This is a genomic window from uncultured Planococcus sp., assembly GCF_947501725.1.
Lineage (GTDB): Bacteria > Bacillota > Bacilli > Bacillales_A > Planococcaceae > Planococcus > Planococcus donghaensis_C.
In genome coordinates this window covers 166350-184371 of record NZ_CANMXD010000006.1, presented here as the reverse complement: position 1 = coordinate 184371, position 18022 = coordinate 166350, and the positions used below count along the sequence as shown (strand labels likewise).

The following is an 18022-nucleotide window of genomic DNA, read 5'->3' as shown; positions in this document are numbered from 1 at the left end:
CAGATGGAAGCATTGAAATTATCATTACCAAAAGCAATCGGTTTCCCGGCAAGCACAGCTGTTGCTTTACCTGTTGAAGATCAAGGCGTATTTGCTTCATTGCTGGATTCATTAAACATGGAGATGGAGCTTCCAAGTGAAGAACAAGCACCCGCAGAAGAGTTGCTGGCAAGCTTGGAAACTCTATTAAACTTTTTGCAGGAGTTGCCTGTTGAAGAACAAACGACGGAACAACAAGAGCTTCAATACGCTATCTTTCAATTGCAGAAACTTCAAACTGGAAGTGCAGGAACTGGTTTTTCGGAGCCGAACCTGACAGGTGAAATTGAAGAAAATGAAACTGCGGCCGGGGACAAACTGTTTGTACTGCTCGACAACATCCAACAAAAGCTGAAGATACTCTCCGACAAATTTACTACAGAATTCGCAGGTCCTTCAGTTTTTGAGGGGGCTGAAGAAAAAAAGAATAGCACTAATTTAATCAATCTGCCTCAAATTTCTAAACAGCTGGATGAACTAATTAATATGCTTGAAAAAGAGCAGCACGCGGCTTTGACGGTTCAGCAGAAAAAAACGACTGGCCAAGAGTTGCCGTTTTTACCGCAACTAGAAGGAGTAAAGCCTGTAAAAGATAGCCCGAGATTTATGCATGAAGCGCTGAAACCGATCAATGAACTTCAAAGAGTCTCTGTTGAAACCCAAGGAAGTCAGCAAAAAGCCGAGGCGGTAGAAGTTCTATCTGCTGTCAAACCTCAAAATACAGAAGAACTTCAGACTAACAAAGCGCCTGAAACTAAAGTGCTCGAAACCAAAGCTCCTCAAGAAACACCGGTGCATGTACCTGCAACTACGGTACCTGAGGCTGCTAAATCCATGAGCAACCCTGTTCGGACAGAAACCAACCCGCAGCCTGCACCAGTTGTTCGACTATCGAATCTGATGGAAGATTTGGGCGGGATGCTGAAAAGCTCAATGCGTTTGGTAGACAGCCCCGAAGGCATGAAGATGCGCGTTAACATTTTTCCTGAGCATCTTGGCCATCTGGAAATCCTGTTGACTTCGACCAACGGAAAACTGGCTGCTCAAATTATGGCGAGTACACCGATGGCGAAAGAGGCACTTGAACTTCAACTAAATCAACTGAGAATTTCATTGGTTCAGCAGGGAGTAGCAGTAGAGAAAATCGAAGTGCTGCAACAGGAACCTCAGTCGCCATTCGGGCAGGCAGGCAACCAAGCCGAACAGCGCTTTTCTCAGCAGCAACAGCGCAATGGCACAACGGCACGCAATAAAAACAGTTATTTACAGCTGGAAGAAGAGAGAACAGCCGAACGGCAGCCTTCGGTGGGCCAGTTGATGAAAGTGGATTATACAGTATAAAAGAAAGGGTGATTGGATGAATATCTCGACAGCGAGTACCGGATCGGCTGCTACGTTAACACCGGCGGCCAAGACGGAAGCGACAAATGCATTAGGACAAGACGCTTTCTTGAAAATCCTGGTGACTCAAATGAAGCATCAAGATCCAATGGAGCCGTTGAAAGACACCGAATTTATTGGCCAGATGGCACAGTTTACGAGCTTGGAGCAATTGACCAACTTAAACAAAACGATGACGCAATTTGTCAGCAATCAGGGAACTTCTTCGTTAGCGGATTATGCGCATTTAATCGGCACTTCGATTAAATGGGAATCAGAAACGGGTTCAGGAGAGGGCATTGTCAAAGCCTTGTCGAGCAAGAACAGTGAATTGATGGCCGAAATTGAAGGTACGGATGTAAAAGTTCCAATTGAATCGATTCAACGGGTTGAAAAACAAACAGCAGGCACAAGTGGACAAGAAATCGTCTGACCTAGCGTGGTCAAAAGAGGATTCTTGAAAGGGGAAAATTAAATGTTACGTTCAATGTATTCAGGTGTATCAGGTATGAAAAACTTTCAAACAAAATTAGATGTTATCGGGAACAATATCTCTAATGTTAATACGATCGGCTATAAGAAAAGTACAATCAACTTTCAGGATTTGCTTAGCCAAAACATGTCGAACAGCGGGGCTAATCCAATGCAAGTCGGTCTGGGATCGGCTTCAGCTTCAATCAATGTAAATCATAACGCAGGTTCTGCCATGACGACGGGAGTCGGAACAGATTTGGCAATTATGGGTGACGGATTTTTTGTAGTCCAGGATCCAGAAGCTGCTGCTGGAGGACAATACTTAACTCGTTCTGGTAATTTTACAGTCACTGCGGCTGGAGACTTAGTTACAGCTCAAGGCTACAATGTGTTAAACAGTGCTGGACAATCAATCAACGTAGCAGGATATGATTCTTTCAGCATCAATCGTTCGGGTGAAGTGATTGGCAGACAAGCTGATGGAACAGAAACTACTATTGGCTCTGTGGGTATTTCAACTCCGCCTAATCCAGAAGGGCTTCGGAAAGTTGGAGGATCGTTATACGAAATGACCGGAGCTGCAGGTGGTGCTCTTGCTATAGGCACAGCGACTGCTGGCAATACTGAAATTAGTTCGGGGATGTTGGAAATGTCAAATGTGGATCTTACCGAAGAGTTTACGGAAATGATTATTGCACAGCGTGGATTCCAAGCCAATTCTCGTACAATCACCACTTCTGATGAAGTTTTGCAAGAAGTTATTAACTTGAAACGATAAAGGAGGGACGGTTAAGGTACAGGAGTTTTCCTGACCTTGATATTCTAAATGATTAATTTGACTAGATTAAATCAATCCTCAATCACTTTGAATGCTATATACATTGAAAGACTGGAAGCAATTCCAGATACCGTAGTAACGCTGACTTCGGGCAAAAAAGTACATGTTTTGGAATCCATAGACGAAGTGACTGGAAAAGTGACTGATTATTATCGAGAAATTAACATTTTGCCTCGTTTACAAGAACCAAACTTGATGGAATGAGGAGAGAAAAGCCGTGACAGAGGGTTTATCCGATAAAAATATCGAGAAGCTGCTTTCGACGTTAGATACAGAGAAACTAGCTCCAAAAACAAAAGACCGAAATGTTCGAACTTATGATTTCAAAAAAGCCTTACGCTTTTCACAAGATCAAACACGTACCTTGACTCGTATTCATGAAAACTTTGCACGCCTGTTAACTTCTTACTTTTCGATTCAATTGCGAGCATTTGTACAAATTTCTGTTTCAGCTGTTGAACAGATTTCATACGAAGAGTTTATTCAGAATGTGCAGCAAAAATCAATTTTAGGTGTATTTGAAGCAGCGCCGCTTCAAGGCAGTATGGCTATGGAATTTTCTCCAAATGTCGCAAATGTGATGTTCGACCGATTGCTTGGAGGACAAGGTAAAGTGCTGCTGAAGAGCAGTGATTTGACGGAAATTGAAGTAAGTATTATTGAAAGAGTTTTTATAAAAGCGTTAGAAAACTTTCAGGAAGTTTGGGCTTCAGTCATTGAATTGTCTCCTGAGTTAAAAGAAATAGAAATAAACCCGCAATTTTTAACAATTTCTCCTCCAAATGAAACAGTGATTTTAGTTTCTTTACACACAAAAATCGGTGATGTGGAAGGCATTATTAATATTTGCCTCCCCCACGTGGTACTAGAACAAGTATTGCCTAAGTTGTCTGCCCGCCATTGGCTTGCGAATCAGAAAAAAGAAATTGAGAATCACGAATTAGAAGCCTTAGAGAAAAAATTGCAAAGTACGAAGTTAGAGATTAAAGCTATTTTAGGCAGATCAAAAATTGATATCGGTGACTTCTTGAAACTTAAAGAAGGCGATGTCATTCGATTGAACGAATCCTATGATTCTTCGGTTACAGTTCTCGTCGATGGAAAACAAAAGTTTTTTGCGCAACCCGGGGTTTCTAAAGGCCGATTAGCAATTCAAGTAACAGACGTTTTTGCAGAAGGAGACGTATTCGATGACAACTGATAAATTATCTCCAGATGAAGTTAAGGGATTGTTAGGTCAACAAACTAAAAGTACGAAATTGAAAAACCAAAGTTCATTGTCTAAACCGGAAATTGAAGTTTTAAGAGAGTTATTAACCGTATCACTTGGCGGCTCTGCTACTGTCTTATCTCCTATTTTTGGGGAAGGAGTAACCGTTTCGGCTCCAATGCTGTCAGTGATCGAAAGGGATCATTTATTGTCAGATACAGTGGCTCCATTTTTTATTGTCCTGGGTGAATATGCAGGCGGAATCAAAGGCATTCAAATTCTGTCGATCAATAAAGAAGAAGTTTCAGCTGCAGCAGAATTAATCGATTCGAGCAGCAATGAAGATGCAGATAAACAGTTTCATGTTATACAAGACTTTATCCAAGAAATGTTCAACTCAGTTTCAAGTTCCTTATCAAATGTGCTGGAATGTGAAATTGTTCATTCGTTATCGGGAATGGATACAGTTGAACGTCATGAAGATTTTCGAGTGGGGAATTTTACGAATGAAGAGTGGTTTGTAGAAGCCGTCTTTGAAATTAAGATTGGGAACCTCCATAAATTGAACCTTCACTTATGCATCCCGATTCGATTAGCAAAACAGATGGTCGGAATTTTGACAGATTCCTTTGAAGAGGAAGAGGAAGAAGCAGCAGAGGAGATTCAAGTAATGCCCTATCAAACAGATAAAAACTCAACAGAATCAGAATCAATAACACAAAAAAACCATGTGACTGATCAAGCCGCATCACCTCAAATTCAGAATGTCCAATTTTCCAGTTTTGATGAACCAGAGTCTACTGATTCCGAACCGAATAACTTGAACATGCTGTTGGATATTCCGCTTCAAGTAACCGTAGAATTGGGGCGTACAAAACGCATGGTCAAAGAAATACTGGAAATCTCCCAAGGGTCCATCATTGAACTGGATAAATTGGCTGGCGAACCCGTCGATATCCTGATCAATAACAAGCTGATCGCAGTGGGGGAAGTAGTGGTCATCGATGAGAATTTCGGCGTCCGTGTAACGGATGTACTGAGCACTGCCGAGCGTATTTCGAAACTGCGTTAATGCCAGATATAAGGAGTCTACCAAGATTGAACAAAACAAAATTTCTATATATACCTCTAATCATGGCGGCTCTTCTTTTCACTGCACTGCTGTCCGCGCCATCTGTTCAGGCAAGCCCGAATGTCGTTGAATGGCTGAACAATGAAGAACCGGCAGAAGAAACGCCGGCAGATCCTGTCGTCGCAGCTCCAGTAGAAGAAAAAAGCCTGGCTGGCATCATCGTTCAACTAGTGCTTTATACGCTATTGATCGTGGCGATGATCTACGGCCTGATTAAATTCCTGGCAGCCCGTCAGAAAAACCTTCAACCCAACCAGGCAGTTAAGCTGATGGGCGGAACGCCGCTTGGCAACAACAAGTCGCTGCAGCTCGTGAAAGTTGGCGGCCAGATGTACCTGATCGGTGTCGGCGATGAAGTAACACTGATCAAAGAGTTTTCGGATGCAGCGGAAATCAGCGGCATCGAAAAAGACTTTGAACAGCAGCAGCCGGCACTTTCCAAAAATCTGTTGGACTTTACGAAAAAGAAAATCGGCAGTTTTTCGAAAAGCCCACAAAAAAAAGGCTTTGATCAGATTTTCAAACAAAGCCTGAACAAACAAAAAGCCAAACAGCAAGCGATTGAAAATGAGCTTGGGCAAGAACAAAGAGACCAGGAAGGGCGTCCGCTATGATTCCGGAAATTTTATCATCCATCAATATTCCGGGCATTGATTTCGGCGGCGAATCGCCTGAAGATGTCTCGACGACCCTGCAATTATTCTTCCTATTGACGGTCCTGTCACTGGCTCCGGGAATCCTGATCATGATGACCAGTTTTACACGCATCATCATCGTCCTGTCGTTTGTGCGGACCGGGCTTGGCACACAGTCGATGCCGCCGAACCAGGTATTGGTCGGACTGGCATTGTTCCTGACATTCTTCATCATGTCGCCGATTGCGATGGAGATGAACGAAACGGCTTTGCAGCCTTACCTGGACGGTGAGCTGGAACAGCAGGAAGCACTCGATACGGCCATCGTTCCATTAAAAGAATTTATGGCACAGAATACACGGGAGAAGGATTTGGCCTTGTTCTTCAAATACGCGGAGCTCGAAAAGCCCGACAGCATTGAAGAAATTCCGTTGACTTCACTGATTCCGGCATTTGCCATCAGTGAGCTGAAAACCGCTTTCCAAATCGGCTTTGTCATTTTCATTCCTTTCCTGATCATCGATATGGTCGTAGCCAGCACGTTGATGGCGATGGGGATGATGATGCTGCCGCCGGTCATGATCTCACTGCCGTTCAAAATTTTGCTGTTCGTCCTGGTGGATGGCTGGTACTTAATAATCGAATCGCTGCTTGTCAGCTTTTGACGAAGGGAAGAAAACGATGACTCCAGATATGGTGATCAAACTAGCAGAACAATCGATTTTTACCATTATCCTCATATCCGCTCCGATGCTGCTGATTGCATTAGCTGTCGGATTATTGGTCAGTGTCTTCCAGGCGATGACTCAAATCCAGGAACAGACCTTGGCGTTCATCCCGAAAATACTGGCAGTCTTCATCTCGCTGGTGGTCTTTGGACCGTGGATGCTGACTTTGCTGCTGGATTATACGCGAGACCTGTTTCAGCAGCTGCCAAGAATCATCGGGTAAGCGGGCATGGAAACGATTTTTGACATACTGCCTTATTTTCTGCTGATGCTCATCCGCTTAACCAGTTTTTTTCTGATCGCTCCGATTTTTTCGATGCGGGGCGTTCCGGCGCAATTTAAAATCGGCATCGCCGCTTTTCTGGCGTTTGTCGCCGTTTCGACTTTGCCGATGGGCGACACGATCCCATTGGACTCTTCCTATCTATTATTGATCATCAAAGAGCTCGGAACCGGTTTGGCACTCGGCTTTACAGCGGCGCTCTTATTATACGCAGTTCAGATCGCCGGCGCCTTCATCGACTTTCAGATGGGTTTTTCCATGGCCAATGTACTGGATCCGCAGACAGGGGCGCAGGTGCCGATCATCGGCCATTTCAAGTACATGATGGCGCTATTGTTCCTGTTGACAGCCAACGGCCACCATTTGATGCTGGACGGCGTCATGCAGAGTCTCCGCGTGTTTCCGGTGGAGCGCCTGGCGATTTCGGTGAAAGCCGAAGACATCGCCCAATTTATGACCGGCCTGTTTACGGAGATGTTCCTGATTGCGCTGCAGATCGCGCTGCCGATTGTGGGCGCTTTGTTCCTGGTGGATATTGCACTTGGCATTCTGGCGAAAACAGTGCCGCAGCTGAACATTTTTGCGGTCGGTCTGCCATTGAAGATTTTTGTCGGCTTTATCATGCTTTTTCTGACCATGCCCGTGTTCTTCTACATCCTGCAGATTCTCTTCGAGAAAATCCTGGTGAGCATGGCTCAGTTGATCAGTTTATTAGGAGGAACGTAAGTGGTGAAAAGGTATCCGTTGGACCTGCAATTTTTTGCCGGTGAGAAAACCGAAAAAGCGACACCGCAAAAACGCGAAGAATCCAAGCGGAAGGGACAGGTAGCCAAAAGCCCTGAAGTTGCTGCGGCGATGATTATCCTTGGCGGCATCCTGCTGCTGAATTCATTGGGCGGCTGGATGCTGGACCGGATTTTGGCCATTTACCGGATCCATTTCACCGAATATATTTCCTGGGAAATAACGCCGGCGACTATCCGTACTTTGTTTGAACAGATGGCCATGAATGCATTCTTGCTGATGCTCCCGATCATGCTGATTGGCGTGGTCTTCGGCTTTCTCGGAAACTTCATCCAGGTAGGTGCCATCTTTTCAACAGATCCCATCATGGCGAAGTTGGAACGGATGGATCCGATCAAAGGGGCGAAGCGGATCTTCTCTGCCCGCGCCTTGGTTGAATTAGGAAAATCCCTGCTGAAGATTGCCATTATCGGAGGCGCTGCCTTTGGTGTGCTGTGGCTCGGCAAGGACGAACTTTTTTCTTTATCACAAAAAAGCATCAGCCATTCCTTATCTTTTATCGGCTCGTTAGTGTTTCAGATGGGTTTGGTTGCTGGGCTCATCTTATTGTGTTTATCCATTCTCGATTATATCTACCAGAAATACGAATTTGAAAAAGGTATACGGATGTCCAAACAGGACATCAAAGATGAATATAAAAAAGCGGAAGGCGATCCGCTGATCAAATCAAAAATAAAAGACAAGCAACGGCAAATGAGCATGAATCGGATGATTCAGGATCTGCCGGGCGCGGATGTGCTGATCACCAATCCGACGCATTATGCAATCGCCATCAAGTACGATGCCGAAACGATGGCGGCTCCGGTCATCATCGCAATGGGCAAAGATCATCTCGCCTTAAAGATCAAAGAAAAAGCAAAAGAACTTGGAATTGTGACGATGGAAAATAAGCCTCTTGCACGTGCGCTGTATGCCCAAGTTGAAATAGGGGATACCGTTCCGGAAGAATTATTTCTGGCCGTGGCAGAGGTATTAGCATATATTTACCGACTAAAAGGAAAAATCCGATGAACGGGAAAGAGGAGGGAACCGCGTGAAATTCAGAGATTATGCCATCATGGTAGCCGTCATAATGATTGTTGTGATGATGGTCATCCCTCTTCCGCCGCTCTTATTAGATGTACTGATCATGGTCAATATCAGTCTTGCCCTAACGATCCTGTTAGTGGCGATGAATACAAAAGAACCATTGCAATTTTCTATTTTTCCTACTTTATTATTACTGACGACATTATTTCGTTTAGGACTTAACGTCTCGACAACGCGTTCGATCCTCACCAACCAGACCGGTGGACAGGTTATCGAAACATTCGGTTCGTTCGTAGTCGGCGGCAGTGCCATCATCGGGATCTTGGTGTTCCTGATCCTGGTCATCATCCAGTTCCTGGTCATTACGAAAGGATCGGAGCGGGTAGCGGAAGTTGCTGCACGATTTACACTCGATTCGATGCCCGGCAAGCAGATGAGCATCGACGCCGACCTCGGCGCCGGAATGATCTCGGATCAGGAAGCGAAAAGCCGACGTGAAAAAGTCAGCTCGGAAGCGGATTTCTATGGTGCCATGGATGGTGCCAGCAAATTCGTCAAAGGAGACGCGATTGCCGGCATCATCATCACCATCATCAATATCATCGGCGGCTTGCTGATCGGCGTGATGGTCCACGGATTGCCATTCGGAGAAGCGGCTCAGCTGTTCACCCTGCTGTCGATCGGAGACGGGCTGGTTTCCCAAATTCCAGCGCTGTTGATTTCCACCGCTATGGGTATTGTGGTAACGCGTGCGGTATCCGACGGTAATTTAGGGTCGGATATCACCAAGCAGCTATTCGCGTATCCGAAGATGCTGTATATCGTTGCAGCTACGTTAGTGATGTTCGCCGTGTTCACACCGATCAGCCCGATGCTGGTCGTGCCGATTGCCGGGGTCATCGCTTATGGTGCTTTCCAGATGCAGAAAACCTTAAATTCAGAAGAAAAGCAGGATGTTGAAATCAGCAAGGACGTAAAAGAGCTGGAAGGGATGAAAAGCCCGGAAAGCGTCATCGACCTGTTGCATGTCGATGCCATCGAGTTTGAATTCGGTTACGGCCTGATTCCGATTGCCGATAAAAACCAGGGCGGCGATCTGTTGGACCGCGTCATCATGATTCGCAGGCAATGTGCGATGGAGCTTGGCATCGTGGTGCCGGTCATCCGGATCCGCGACAATATCCAGCTGCAGCCGAACGAATACGTCATCAAGATCAAAGGCAACCGGGTGGCCTCAGGAGACATCATGCTCGACCATTACCTGGCCATGAGCCCGGGTGTCGACGATGAAGCCGTGGAAGGCATCGAAACGGTCGAACCCGCTTTCGGGATGCCTGCGTTGTGGGTCAATGAAGACATGAAAGAAGAAGCTGAAATGGCAGGCTATGCCATTGTCGATCCACCGTCTGTCGTTTCGACTCATCTGACGGAAGTCATCAAGCGCCATGCCCATGAACTGATCGGCCGACAGGAAGTCAAGTCGCTGATCGAGAACGTGCGGGAAACTGCACCTGCAGTTGTGGAGGAATTGGTACCGCAGCTGATGACCATCGGCGAAGTGCAAAAAGTATTGATGAAGCTCCTGAAAGAAAAAGTATCGATCCGCAACTTACTGGTCATTTTGGAAACCTTGGCCGATTATTCCTCGCAGACAAAAGATACGGACCTGTTGACGGAATATGTTCGCCAGTCTTTATCACGTCAGATTACGCTGCAATACGCAACGCAAAGAGAGCCGCTTCAGGTCATTACGGCAGGAGCGAGCCTAGAGAAAAAGTTCGCCGACTCGGTACACCGGACGGAGCAGGGCAATTTCCTGTCCATCGATCCGGAATCCTCCCAGACGATTTTCCAGAAAATCACGGAACAGGCAGCACAGCTTCAGCAAACCGGCGTACAGCCGATTCTGCTGACATCTCCCGCCATCCGTATTTACATGAGGCAGTTCGTGGAGCGTTTTGCGCCAGACTTGCCGGTGCTGTCCTATAACGAACTGGAACCGGAAATTGAAATTCAAAGTGTTGGAGTGGTTAATATCTCATGAGGCTGAAAACATATATAGTGGGAACGATGACCGAAGCGATTCCGATGATCAAGCAGGATTTGGGCGCAGATGCCTTGATCCTGAATACGAAAAAAATAAAGACCGGCGGATTTTTAGGGTTCTTCCAAAAAGAAAAATTGGAAGTTACAGCCGCTATCGACCCTGTCGCGGCACCAAAACTGCAACAGGCAGAAGCACCAAAGGCACAGCCGATTGCAAAGCCAAACAGAAACACCGATTCCTCAACTGAACTGATTTCCGAATTAAAGAATATCAAGCAGTTCATGATGCAGCAGGTAAAAGCAGCAGATCTTCCAGAAGCCTTTCAATTGCTGAAAGAACGATTGGCTGCACAGGAAGTCGCACCGGATGTGCAGACAGATTTGCTGGCAAAACTGATGGTGAAGGACGAATTGAACACTGACCCAACGTTAGAGAATGTATGGCGGCTGGCACGTGAAGAATTGATTTCCATATTCGAGCAAAATCAGCCGCAGCCAGTGGTGAAGAATCCGGAAGTCATCTGCTTTATCGGTCCGACGGGCGTGGGCAAGACGACAACCATCGCCAAGATTGCGGCGGATTATATGCTGACGAAAGATAAAAAAGTGGGGTTGATCACGGCAGACACGTTCCGTATTGCTGCCGTCGAACAATTGAAGACCTATGGCAGCATCCTGAATATTCCCGTCCGGGTGGTCGAAACCTCGGAAGATCTGACGGTCGCCATCAAGGACTTCCATGACTGCGACATCATTTTGATGGATACAGCAGGACGGAATTATCAGCAGACCCAGTATATCGATGAGTTGACCCGCTTATTGCCTGAAGGCAGCAAAGTCCAGATTCACCTGGTGCTGAGCCTGACTGCCAAATATGAAGACATGAAAAAGATCATCGAAAACTTCCAGTCCATCGCGATGGACGAGCTGTTGTTGACCAAAAAGGATGAAACAAGTTCTTCTGGGGCAATTGTCAATTTGATCCGTCATTACGGTATTCCGATTCGCCACATCGCCAACGGCCAAAACGTACCGGATGATATATTGGCGTTCACGCCTGAATTGGCATCGGATTTCATTTTGGGGGAAGACCATCATGCTTGATCAGGCAAATCAGCTTCGTGAAAAGATGATGGGCAAGAAATCCGAAAAACCTGAACGGAAACCTGTTAAAAAGACTCGGGTTCTGGCGGTTACCAGTGGCAAAGGCGGAGTCGGGAAATCTAATTTCGCCTTGAATTTCGGATTGAGTCTGATTGAACAAAATAAAAAAGTATTGATTTTCGATGTTGACCTGGGCTTTGCCAATATCGATGTGCTGCTTGGCCGGACGCCTCGGGAAACGATCGCCACAATGATTGAAAAAGATCTATCTGCACAGGACATCATCGAAGAAGGACCGAATGGGCTACTGTTCATTTCAGGCGGCAACGGCTTTAATGATCTGTTCCAAATGGATGATTTTAAACTGCAGAAGTTTTTCCGTGAGCTGAGTACGCTTCAGGGCCAAGTAGATTACATCATCTTGGATACTGGAGCAGGCCTATCTTACGAAAATCTTCGCTTTATCTTGGCTGCTGATGACGTCATTCTCGTAACGACACCTGAACCGACTTCAATCACGGATGCTTACTCTGTCGTCAAGATGGTCCATGGCAAAGATCCGAATGTCCATATGAAGCTGGTGGTCAATCAATGCATCAGCACAAAGGAAGGCCTGCGGACAGCTGATAACTTCAAGCAGGCAGCTGAGCAATTTTTGGGTAAAGAGATTGGCGCTTTGGGCTATATTCCAAGCGATTCCCATCTTCCAGATGCAGTAAAGCGGCAAAAGCCCCTCTTGCTGGCTTATCCGAACAGCGAAGCGGCAGAGGCAATCCGACGGACGGCCAATGAGTTTCTCCAGTTGCGGGTGCCGTATAAATTAGGGCTTAAAGGGTTTATCATGAAAATCCTTTTTAAATAAGAGCGGTGTTTCCGCTTGGAAATGGTGGTGGAAATCATGCTGAATCATAAATTATCCAAAGAAGAACTTAGCTGCTGGAGCGATTGGCAACAACATCGGGACCCGGAAGCTGGCGAATATCTGGTTGAACAGTATCTTCCTTTGGTGGATTACGTGATTCAACGGTTCATGATCAGTCTGCCCAAAACTGTGGAAAAAGACGATGTGCGCAGCTACGCTTATGAAGGGCTTCTTGATGCCTTGAGCAAGTTCAATATCGAGCGGGATTTGAAATTCGAAACCTATGCTTCCTGGCGTATCAAAGGCGCCATTATTGACGGGTTGCGGCACAGCGACTGGCTTCCACGCTCAGTCAGGGATAAGGTGAAGAAAATTGAGAAAGCCTATCTTCTGCTCGAGCAGGAAAATAATTCCGCGGTATCTGACGAGCAGGTCAGCTCGTACCTGGGCATCACCAAAGCAGAACTCAATAAAACTGTTTCTGAAGCCGCCTTATCGACGATGATTTCGATGGACGATGAGCATTTTGAAGAACGGGGAACGCTTGGGAACTATTATACGGATTCTCCTGAACGCCACCTTTCAGAACAGATGACCAAAGAATCACTGGTGCGGGCAATTGACCGTCTACCGGAAAAAGAGAAAATCACTGTTTCTTTATGTTATTTCGAAGAAATGAAATTAACGGAAATCGCAGAAATCCTCAACGTCAGTGTATCCAGAGTGTCGCAGCTCCACTCAAAAGCGATGCTTCGACTGCATGCTTCAATTTTAGCTGTTCATGATAATTATTAAGCTAGAAAAAAGAAATAGAAGGCCAGGGTGATGACCATGGAGTGGCTATTGATTGTGATCAGTATCGGCCTATTGCTGCTGAATGTGGTAATGATGCTGACAGCCTCAAAAAAGAAAATGGATGAAGATCCAGCTGGAGTTCATGAAAGTATGGTGGAGTTCGTGGCACAGCTTGAAAAAGAAAATGATGAACTTTACGATAAATTAACCACCTATATAAAAAGCAGGGAAGCACAGTTGGCAGAACGAATTGAACGCTTGGAAAAAAATCCTGCTGCTGAAACTGAAGCGGTGTCAGAAAAAGCTTCTGAGAATCAGGAAAAGATACTTCAGCTTTCAAGGCAAGGATTTTCTTCCAAACAAATCGCCAAAGTTCTCCAAACCGATTACGGCAAAGTGGAACTCGTCGTCAACATGAAAAACAAGCGGCACGGGAATTTTAAAGAAGACGAGGTGCTGTAAGTGCGCATTGACAGTCAAAGTACGATTCAAAACGAGAGAGCATCGGTGCAGGCAACTGGAAACAAGGCCAGTGAACTTTTTTCGAATGCCATGAAAAAATCCCAGTCCAAACTTCATAATGATTCCCTCAACCAGTTAATGGGGCGGGTGGATGCACAGGGACAGAAATTGGCCAACCAACGGACGCTTGAAAATCTGTTGAACTACAAACAGGCGGTTAAGCAATTTGTCGGAGAATCTGTCCGCCATGGTCTGCATTTATCGGACAAGCAGAGCCAAATGCCGGGTGGGGGAATGAAATCCCACCAGATCATCAAAGTGATTGATAAAAAATTGATTGAAATTCAAGACCAGTTATTGAATAATGAAGAAGATAGAATTGGTACTTTAGATCTAGTGGGAGAAATCAAAGGTTTACTTATCAATTTGTATATGTAAAATCGACTTCATCGCAATAGGAGGGTAGAAATGGACAATAATCGCCGTGAATTTTTCCGTTTATGGTTCGATGACTCAATAGAAGGGCAAGTTTCTGTTAATGGAGGAGAACTTGTACCTGTAAAGATTTATAATGTAAGTGCAGGTGGGCTTGGATTTTATTCCACAATCAGCAGTGCATTAAACGAAGTGATTACCTGTCACTTTAAAATTTTAGAGGGTTCTTTTGTATTAGCGGGTTCAATTGTCCGTAAAATTCCTCGGAAAGAAAAGGACACGATAGAATACGGCGTTGAATTTTCTGTGGATCAAGGCACTTCTTCAGAGTTATTCAAGCAATTGAACTATTACCAAATCCGTCAGCGTAAGGGTTTGCTGGCTGAGTAATTCTAAAAGCATATAGGCAAACGGCAGGCCTTGGGGTCTGTTTTTTTGTCTGTGCAAATCGAATCAGCGAAGTTGTTCTTTTAACAGCAGGAATTTCTATGGAAAAAAGAGAAGTAATAGCCATACGAGAAAAGAGAAGGTGGAGAACATGCAGGCACCGACAGAAATTCTTTCCGTTTGGCGGCAGTTTGATGGCTTTCCGATGGAGACTTTAACCAAAGCCTGGTACTACCAGCGGTCGGGCGAACAGAAACAGCGCAGTGTAGAGTTGATGGAACAGCATCGCTCACAATATGGCATCACCGGTAATTGTTTTGATTTGGCGATCTGGCTGTTGGAGGCTTTTGATCGGGCGGGCGTGAAAGCCTATCCGGCAGGCAGTGGACTGGGGACAGAACAGGCGCATGCAGCCATCGTGGCAGAAGACCGGGATGGCCGCAGATTTCTTTGCGATTTAGGGGACCAGTGGATTCAGCCAATCCTGGTGGATGTAGACAGGCCGGAATTCAACGGCGACAAGTTGTCAGGATTTTTTCCGGGGGCAGAAGTGCAGGTAAAGGCGGCTGATAAAGGGATTGAAGTTATTTATTTCCGGCCGAGCGGCAAGCAGTCCAATCAGGTCTACACTATAGAGCCGGTTGAGCGGAAAGAATTCCTGGCGGCAGCCGAGTATTCCCAGCACCATATCCATCCGGAACCGTTGGTCGAGGTTCGGCTGCAGGAAAAAGGCGAGACGGTCCACTGGGAGTTCGACAATTGGAAAAGTTTTTTAAGCACGGGCACCGGCCTGTATCCTGACGATCAGATTGAGACTTTGGAGGAATGGGTAGAAAGAATACATGGTAAAACGCATTATGATAAGGAATTTCTTACAGAAACTTTAGGGTTTTACCGGCGGCTGAATTTGGGCAGCAGTGAATGAAGGGATAGGGGAGTTGGCATGATCAGAGCCGTTATTTTTGATTTGGATGGGACCTTATTGGATCGGGACCGTTCGCTCGAAGCGTTTATAAACGAACAGCACAGCCGCTTAGCTGAACATCTGCAGCATATACCGAGGGATCAGTTCGCCAAGCGCTTTATCGAATTGGATGCCAAAGGCTATGTCTGGAAAGACCGTGTCTATCAGCAATTAATCGAGGAGTTTGAGATTAAGGGGATTGATTGGCAAAATCTGCTGGAAGATTACGTCGCAAATTTCCGCGCTCATTGCATTCCGTTTCCAAATTTACTCTCCATGCTGGAAGACCTGGCCGGGAAATCGATCCGATTAGGAATGATCACCAATGGCAGAGGGCAATTTCAGCTCGACAATATCCTGGCCTTGGGGATTAAAGGTTATTTCGAAGAAATTTTGATCTCGGAATGGGCCGGGATGTCCAAACCCGATCCGGCTATTTTCCAAAAAGCGTTAGCTACTTTGGGTGTTTCTCCGGATGAGGCTGTCTATATCGGAGATCATCCTCAAAATGATATACAGGCAGCACAGGCAATTGGCATGAAAGCCATTTGGAAAAAAGATCCCCATTGGAGCTGCATGGGTGCAGATGGTGAAATTGATGATTTAAATGAAATCGGCAGATTGGTTGAGCACTTTAATACTGAAGAATTAAAAGCACGTCTCCAGTGAAAAAGTTGTATGATAAAAAGTGACAGGAAGAAAAGGGCAGGTGAAGTACAGCATGGAACTTAAAACGCAATTACAGTTTGAACTGACCGAATTTGCAGCCGGCCGGGAAACGGAGCGCGTACCGGCAATCGGGAACTATGAGTACTGGCTCCTGCTGATGGAGTACTTTCTGGCTAAATCCGATCTCTTTGAAATCCATTGTTTTGATGAAGAAGCAGCGATAATTGAAGAACTCAATTCAAATTTGCCTGGCTTGTTCGAGGTCGATAAAAAGCAGGGGATGACCATTTTTTCCGGTCTTCTGACATTGGAAAACGCAGAATACCTTATGACCCGCCATGTCAGCGCGGAGAAAAAGCTGAAGTGGTTTTCAGTCTTCCTGAGCAGAGGCGAGCAGCACATTTTTTCGTCGGAGCATTGGGGAACTGAATTTTTCGTTCCGGATGTCACAGAAGAAGATCTGCTGTTCATCAAACATGTTGCACCGGATGATACTCATTTCAACCAGTACACGTAAATGGGCTTGGTGGAAAATAGGAAATCCAGTAGCACGAACAAGAACCGGTCATCTATTTGACCGTTTTTTTGCTATGCTAAAGGAAAAAAGGGGCATGAGAATGGAAACAGAAAAAATACGTGTGTACGATGAAGAAGGAAATCCAAAAGGAATAGCTACCCGGCAGGATGTGCACAAAAAAGGCTATTGGCACGACACCTTTCATTGTTGGTTAGCAGGCCGCCAAGGTGATCGAGATGTCGTTTATCTCCAGTTGCGCAGCGAAACTAAAAAAGACTTCCCGGGACTTTTCGACATTACGGCAGCCGGCCATCTATTGGCGGAGGAGACGGTTGAAGATGGCGTCCGGGAAGTACGGGAAGAGCTTGGAGTGCCAGTCGAATTTGATGACTTGTGTTCCCTTGGTATGGTCAAGGATCAACTTGCCTTGCCGAGGTTTACGGATAATGAGCGCTGCCATTGCTTCTTATACAAAGAGTTGGAAAACATTGACCTTAGGTTTGAGTTGCAGCTGGAAGAAGTGTCGGGTGTAGCGAAATTGGACTTCAGGGAATTCGCGGCATTATTTATGAGGGAAAAAGAAAGTGTGGAGATCGAAGGCTTTGAAGTAGCACCGGATGGCGGAAAAAGAACTTTTGTAAGGGAAATCAGCTTGCAGGATATGGTGCCGCATAGTGCGGGTTATTTGGAGAAAATCATTGAGTCCATTGCTCAGGAATTAAACAGGTGATTTTTTTGCTTAATCAGGTTAATTTTTGAATGGCTTAAGTTTATTACAGTAAAACGGCAATGCCCTTCCCGGACATTGCCGTTTTTTATGATTCTTTCTAATTCAAATAATACAAAGCGGAGGAAACCAGCAGACTGCTTAGGCAAAAGAGCAGTCCGATTTGTAGAAAAGAGGTTCGGTTCGGGAATTCCTTTCGGTAATCCGCTGACTCAAAAGAACGTTTTTCACTTTCCCGGATCAGTTGGTCTTTTTTATTTACTTTTGCAAAAAAGTTTCGGGTGCTTTTCAAGAAAGCTGTAAAAAATTGGCCCTCAATTAATACCATGATGAAATAGATCATGACCAGCAAAAGCCCGACCAAAAATAACGCATCAAACCAGGTTAGGATTGTCCACTGTCTATATAGGAAGAAAGGCAAAACGAGTGAGCTGCCCAGTGCTGCTAAAAATAAAAATCCTTTGAAATTCATGCATGTCGATCCTTTCTTTACATAAATAAA

Annotated in this window: 23 protein-coding genes; 22 read left to right on the top strand and 1 reads right to left on the bottom strand. The window is 45.5% G+C overall.

The features are described from left to right. Positions 1 to 3 precede the first annotated feature (3 nt). The 22 genes from Q0785_RS11120 (at position 4) to Q0785_RS11015 (ending at position 17523) form a co-directional block, all read left to right on the top strand. Positions 4 to 1380, top strand: a complete 1377-nt coding sequence (locus Q0785_RS11120) for a flagellar hook-length control protein FliK (protein ID WP_298829715.1) — start codon at positions 4 to 6, stop codon at positions 1378 to 1380. A gap of 16 nt (positions 1381 to 1396) precedes the next feature. Further along, positions 1397 to 1852, top strand: coding sequence for a flagellar hook capping FlgD N-terminal domain-containing protein (locus Q0785_RS11115; RefSeq protein WP_298829713.1), 456 nt, complete (start codon positions 1397 to 1399; stop codon positions 1850 to 1852). Between the two features lie 42 nt (positions 1853 to 1894). Continuing rightward, positions 1895 to 2671, top strand: a complete 777-nt coding sequence (locus tag Q0785_RS11110; protein ID WP_298829711.1) for a flagellar hook-basal body complex protein — start codon at positions 1895 to 1897, stop codon at positions 2669 to 2671. Positions 2672 to 2719: 48 nt separating this feature from the next. After that, positions 2720 to 2935 (top strand): flagellar FlbD family protein, encoded by a 216-nt coding sequence (locus Q0785_RS11105; protein WP_298829709.1) that lies wholly within the window; start codon positions 2720 to 2722, stop codon positions 2933 to 2935. Positions 2936 to 2948: 13 nt separating this feature from the next. Then, positions 2949 to 3932, top strand: a complete 984-nt coding sequence (fliM, locus tag Q0785_RS11100) for a flagellar motor switch protein FliM (RefSeq protein WP_298829707.1) — start codon at positions 2949 to 2951, stop codon at positions 3930 to 3932. Next, positions 3922 to 5013, top strand: a complete 1092-nt coding sequence (gene fliY / locus Q0785_RS11095) for a flagellar motor switch phosphatase FliY (RefSeq protein ID WP_298829705.1) — start codon at positions 3922 to 3924, stop codon at positions 5011 to 5013. The genes fliM and fliY overlap by 11 nt, the downstream gene beginning before the upstream one ends. A gap of 26 nt (positions 5014 to 5039) precedes the next feature. Further along, entirely contained in the window at positions 5040 to 5687 is a 648-nt protein-coding gene (locus Q0785_RS11090; protein WP_298829704.1) for a flagellar biosynthetic protein FliO, read from the top strand. Continuing rightward, positions 5684 to 6373 carry a flagellar type III secretion system pore protein FliP gene (gene fliP / locus Q0785_RS11085; RefSeq protein ID WP_298829702.1) on the top strand — a complete coding sequence of 230 codons (690 nt, stop codon included), beginning with the start codon at positions 5684 to 5686 and terminating at the stop codon, positions 6371 to 6373. The genes Q0785_RS11090 and fliP overlap by 4 nt, the downstream gene beginning before the upstream one ends. A gap of 16 nt (positions 6374 to 6389) precedes the next feature. Beyond that, positions 6390 to 6659, top strand: coding sequence for a flagellar biosynthesis protein FliQ (gene fliQ, locus Q0785_RS11080; RefSeq protein ID WP_142827577.1), 270 nt, complete (start codon positions 6390 to 6392; stop codon positions 6657 to 6659). Positions 6660 to 6665: 6 nt separating this feature from the next. Further along, positions 6666 to 7445 carry a flagellar biosynthetic protein FliR gene (gene fliR, locus Q0785_RS11075; protein WP_298829697.1) on the top strand — a complete coding sequence of 260 codons (780 nt, stop codon included), beginning with the start codon at positions 6666 to 6668 and terminating at the stop codon, positions 7443 to 7445. After that, the gene (gene flhB / locus Q0785_RS11070) at positions 7446 to 8534 is read left to right on the top strand and encodes a flagellar biosynthesis protein FlhB (RefSeq protein WP_298829695.1); all 1089 of its coding nucleotides are present in this window, start codon (positions 7446 to 7448) and stop codon (positions 8532 to 8534) included. A 22-nt stretch (positions 8535 to 8556) separates the two neighbouring features. Next, a complete protein-coding gene (gene flhA, locus Q0785_RS11065) occupies positions 8557 to 10596 on the top strand; it encodes a flagellar biosynthesis protein FlhA (RefSeq protein ID WP_298829693.1) in 2040 nt (679 codons plus the stop codon). Next, positions 10593 to 11702 carry a flagellar biosynthesis protein FlhF gene (gene flhF / locus Q0785_RS11060; RefSeq protein ID WP_298829690.1) on the top strand — a complete coding sequence of 370 codons (1110 nt, stop codon included), beginning with the start codon at positions 10593 to 10595 and terminating at the stop codon, positions 11700 to 11702. Before flhA ends, flhF begins: the two co-directional genes overlap by 4 nt. Further along, the gene (locus tag Q0785_RS11055) at positions 11695 to 12564 is read left to right on the top strand and encodes a MinD/ParA family protein (RefSeq protein WP_298829688.1); all 870 of its coding nucleotides are present in this window, start codon (positions 11695 to 11697) and stop codon (positions 12562 to 12564) included. Before flhF ends, Q0785_RS11055 begins: the two co-directional genes overlap by 8 nt. A gap of 36 nt (positions 12565 to 12600) precedes the next feature. Next, positions 12601 to 13359, top strand: coding sequence for a FliA/WhiG family RNA polymerase sigma factor (locus Q0785_RS11050; RefSeq protein WP_298829686.1), 759 nt, complete (start codon positions 12601 to 12603; stop codon positions 13357 to 13359). 30 nt (positions 13360 to 13389) lie between these two features. Then, positions 13390 to 13821 (top strand): hypothetical protein, encoded by a 432-nt coding sequence (locus Q0785_RS11045; RefSeq protein ID WP_298829684.1) that lies wholly within the window; start codon positions 13390 to 13392, stop codon positions 13819 to 13821. Then, a complete protein-coding gene (locus Q0785_RS11040; RefSeq protein WP_298829682.1) occupies positions 13822 to 14259 on the top strand; it encodes a YaaR family protein in 438 nt (145 codons plus the stop codon). It begins immediately after the preceding gene. Positions 14260 to 14289: 30 nt separating this feature from the next. After that, positions 14290 to 14646: a PilZ domain-containing protein gene (locus Q0785_RS11035; protein WP_298829680.1), complete on the top strand. Its 357-nt coding sequence runs from the start codon at positions 14290 to 14292 to the stop codon at positions 14644 to 14646. A 148-nt stretch (positions 14647 to 14794) separates the two neighbouring features. Further along, a complete protein-coding gene (locus tag Q0785_RS11030) occupies positions 14795 to 15568 on the top strand; it encodes a hypothetical protein (protein ID WP_298829678.1) in 774 nt (257 codons plus the stop codon). A gap of 18 nt (positions 15569 to 15586) precedes the next feature. After that, on the top strand, positions 15587 to 16276 hold the full coding sequence (locus tag Q0785_RS11025) for an HAD family hydrolase (RefSeq protein ID WP_298829676.1): 690 nt from the start codon (positions 15587 to 15589) through the stop codon (positions 16274 to 16276). A gap of 52 nt (positions 16277 to 16328) precedes the next feature. Next, positions 16329 to 16793 carry a hypothetical protein gene (locus Q0785_RS11020; protein ID WP_298829674.1) on the top strand — a complete coding sequence of 155 codons (465 nt, stop codon included), beginning with the start codon at positions 16329 to 16331 and terminating at the stop codon, positions 16791 to 16793. 100 nt (positions 16794 to 16893) lie between these two features. After that, on the top strand, positions 16894 to 17523 hold the full coding sequence (locus Q0785_RS11015; protein WP_298829672.1) for an NUDIX domain-containing protein: 630 nt from the start codon (positions 16894 to 16896) through the stop codon (positions 17521 to 17523). 97 nt (positions 17524 to 17620) lie between these two features. Here Q0785_RS11015 and Q0785_RS11010 read toward each other — a convergent pair whose 3' ends face one another. Beyond that, entirely contained in the window at positions 17621 to 17992 is a 372-nt protein-coding gene (locus tag Q0785_RS11010; RefSeq protein WP_298829670.1) for a DUF3899 domain-containing protein, read from the bottom strand. Positions 17993 to 18022 lie beyond the last annotated feature (30 nt).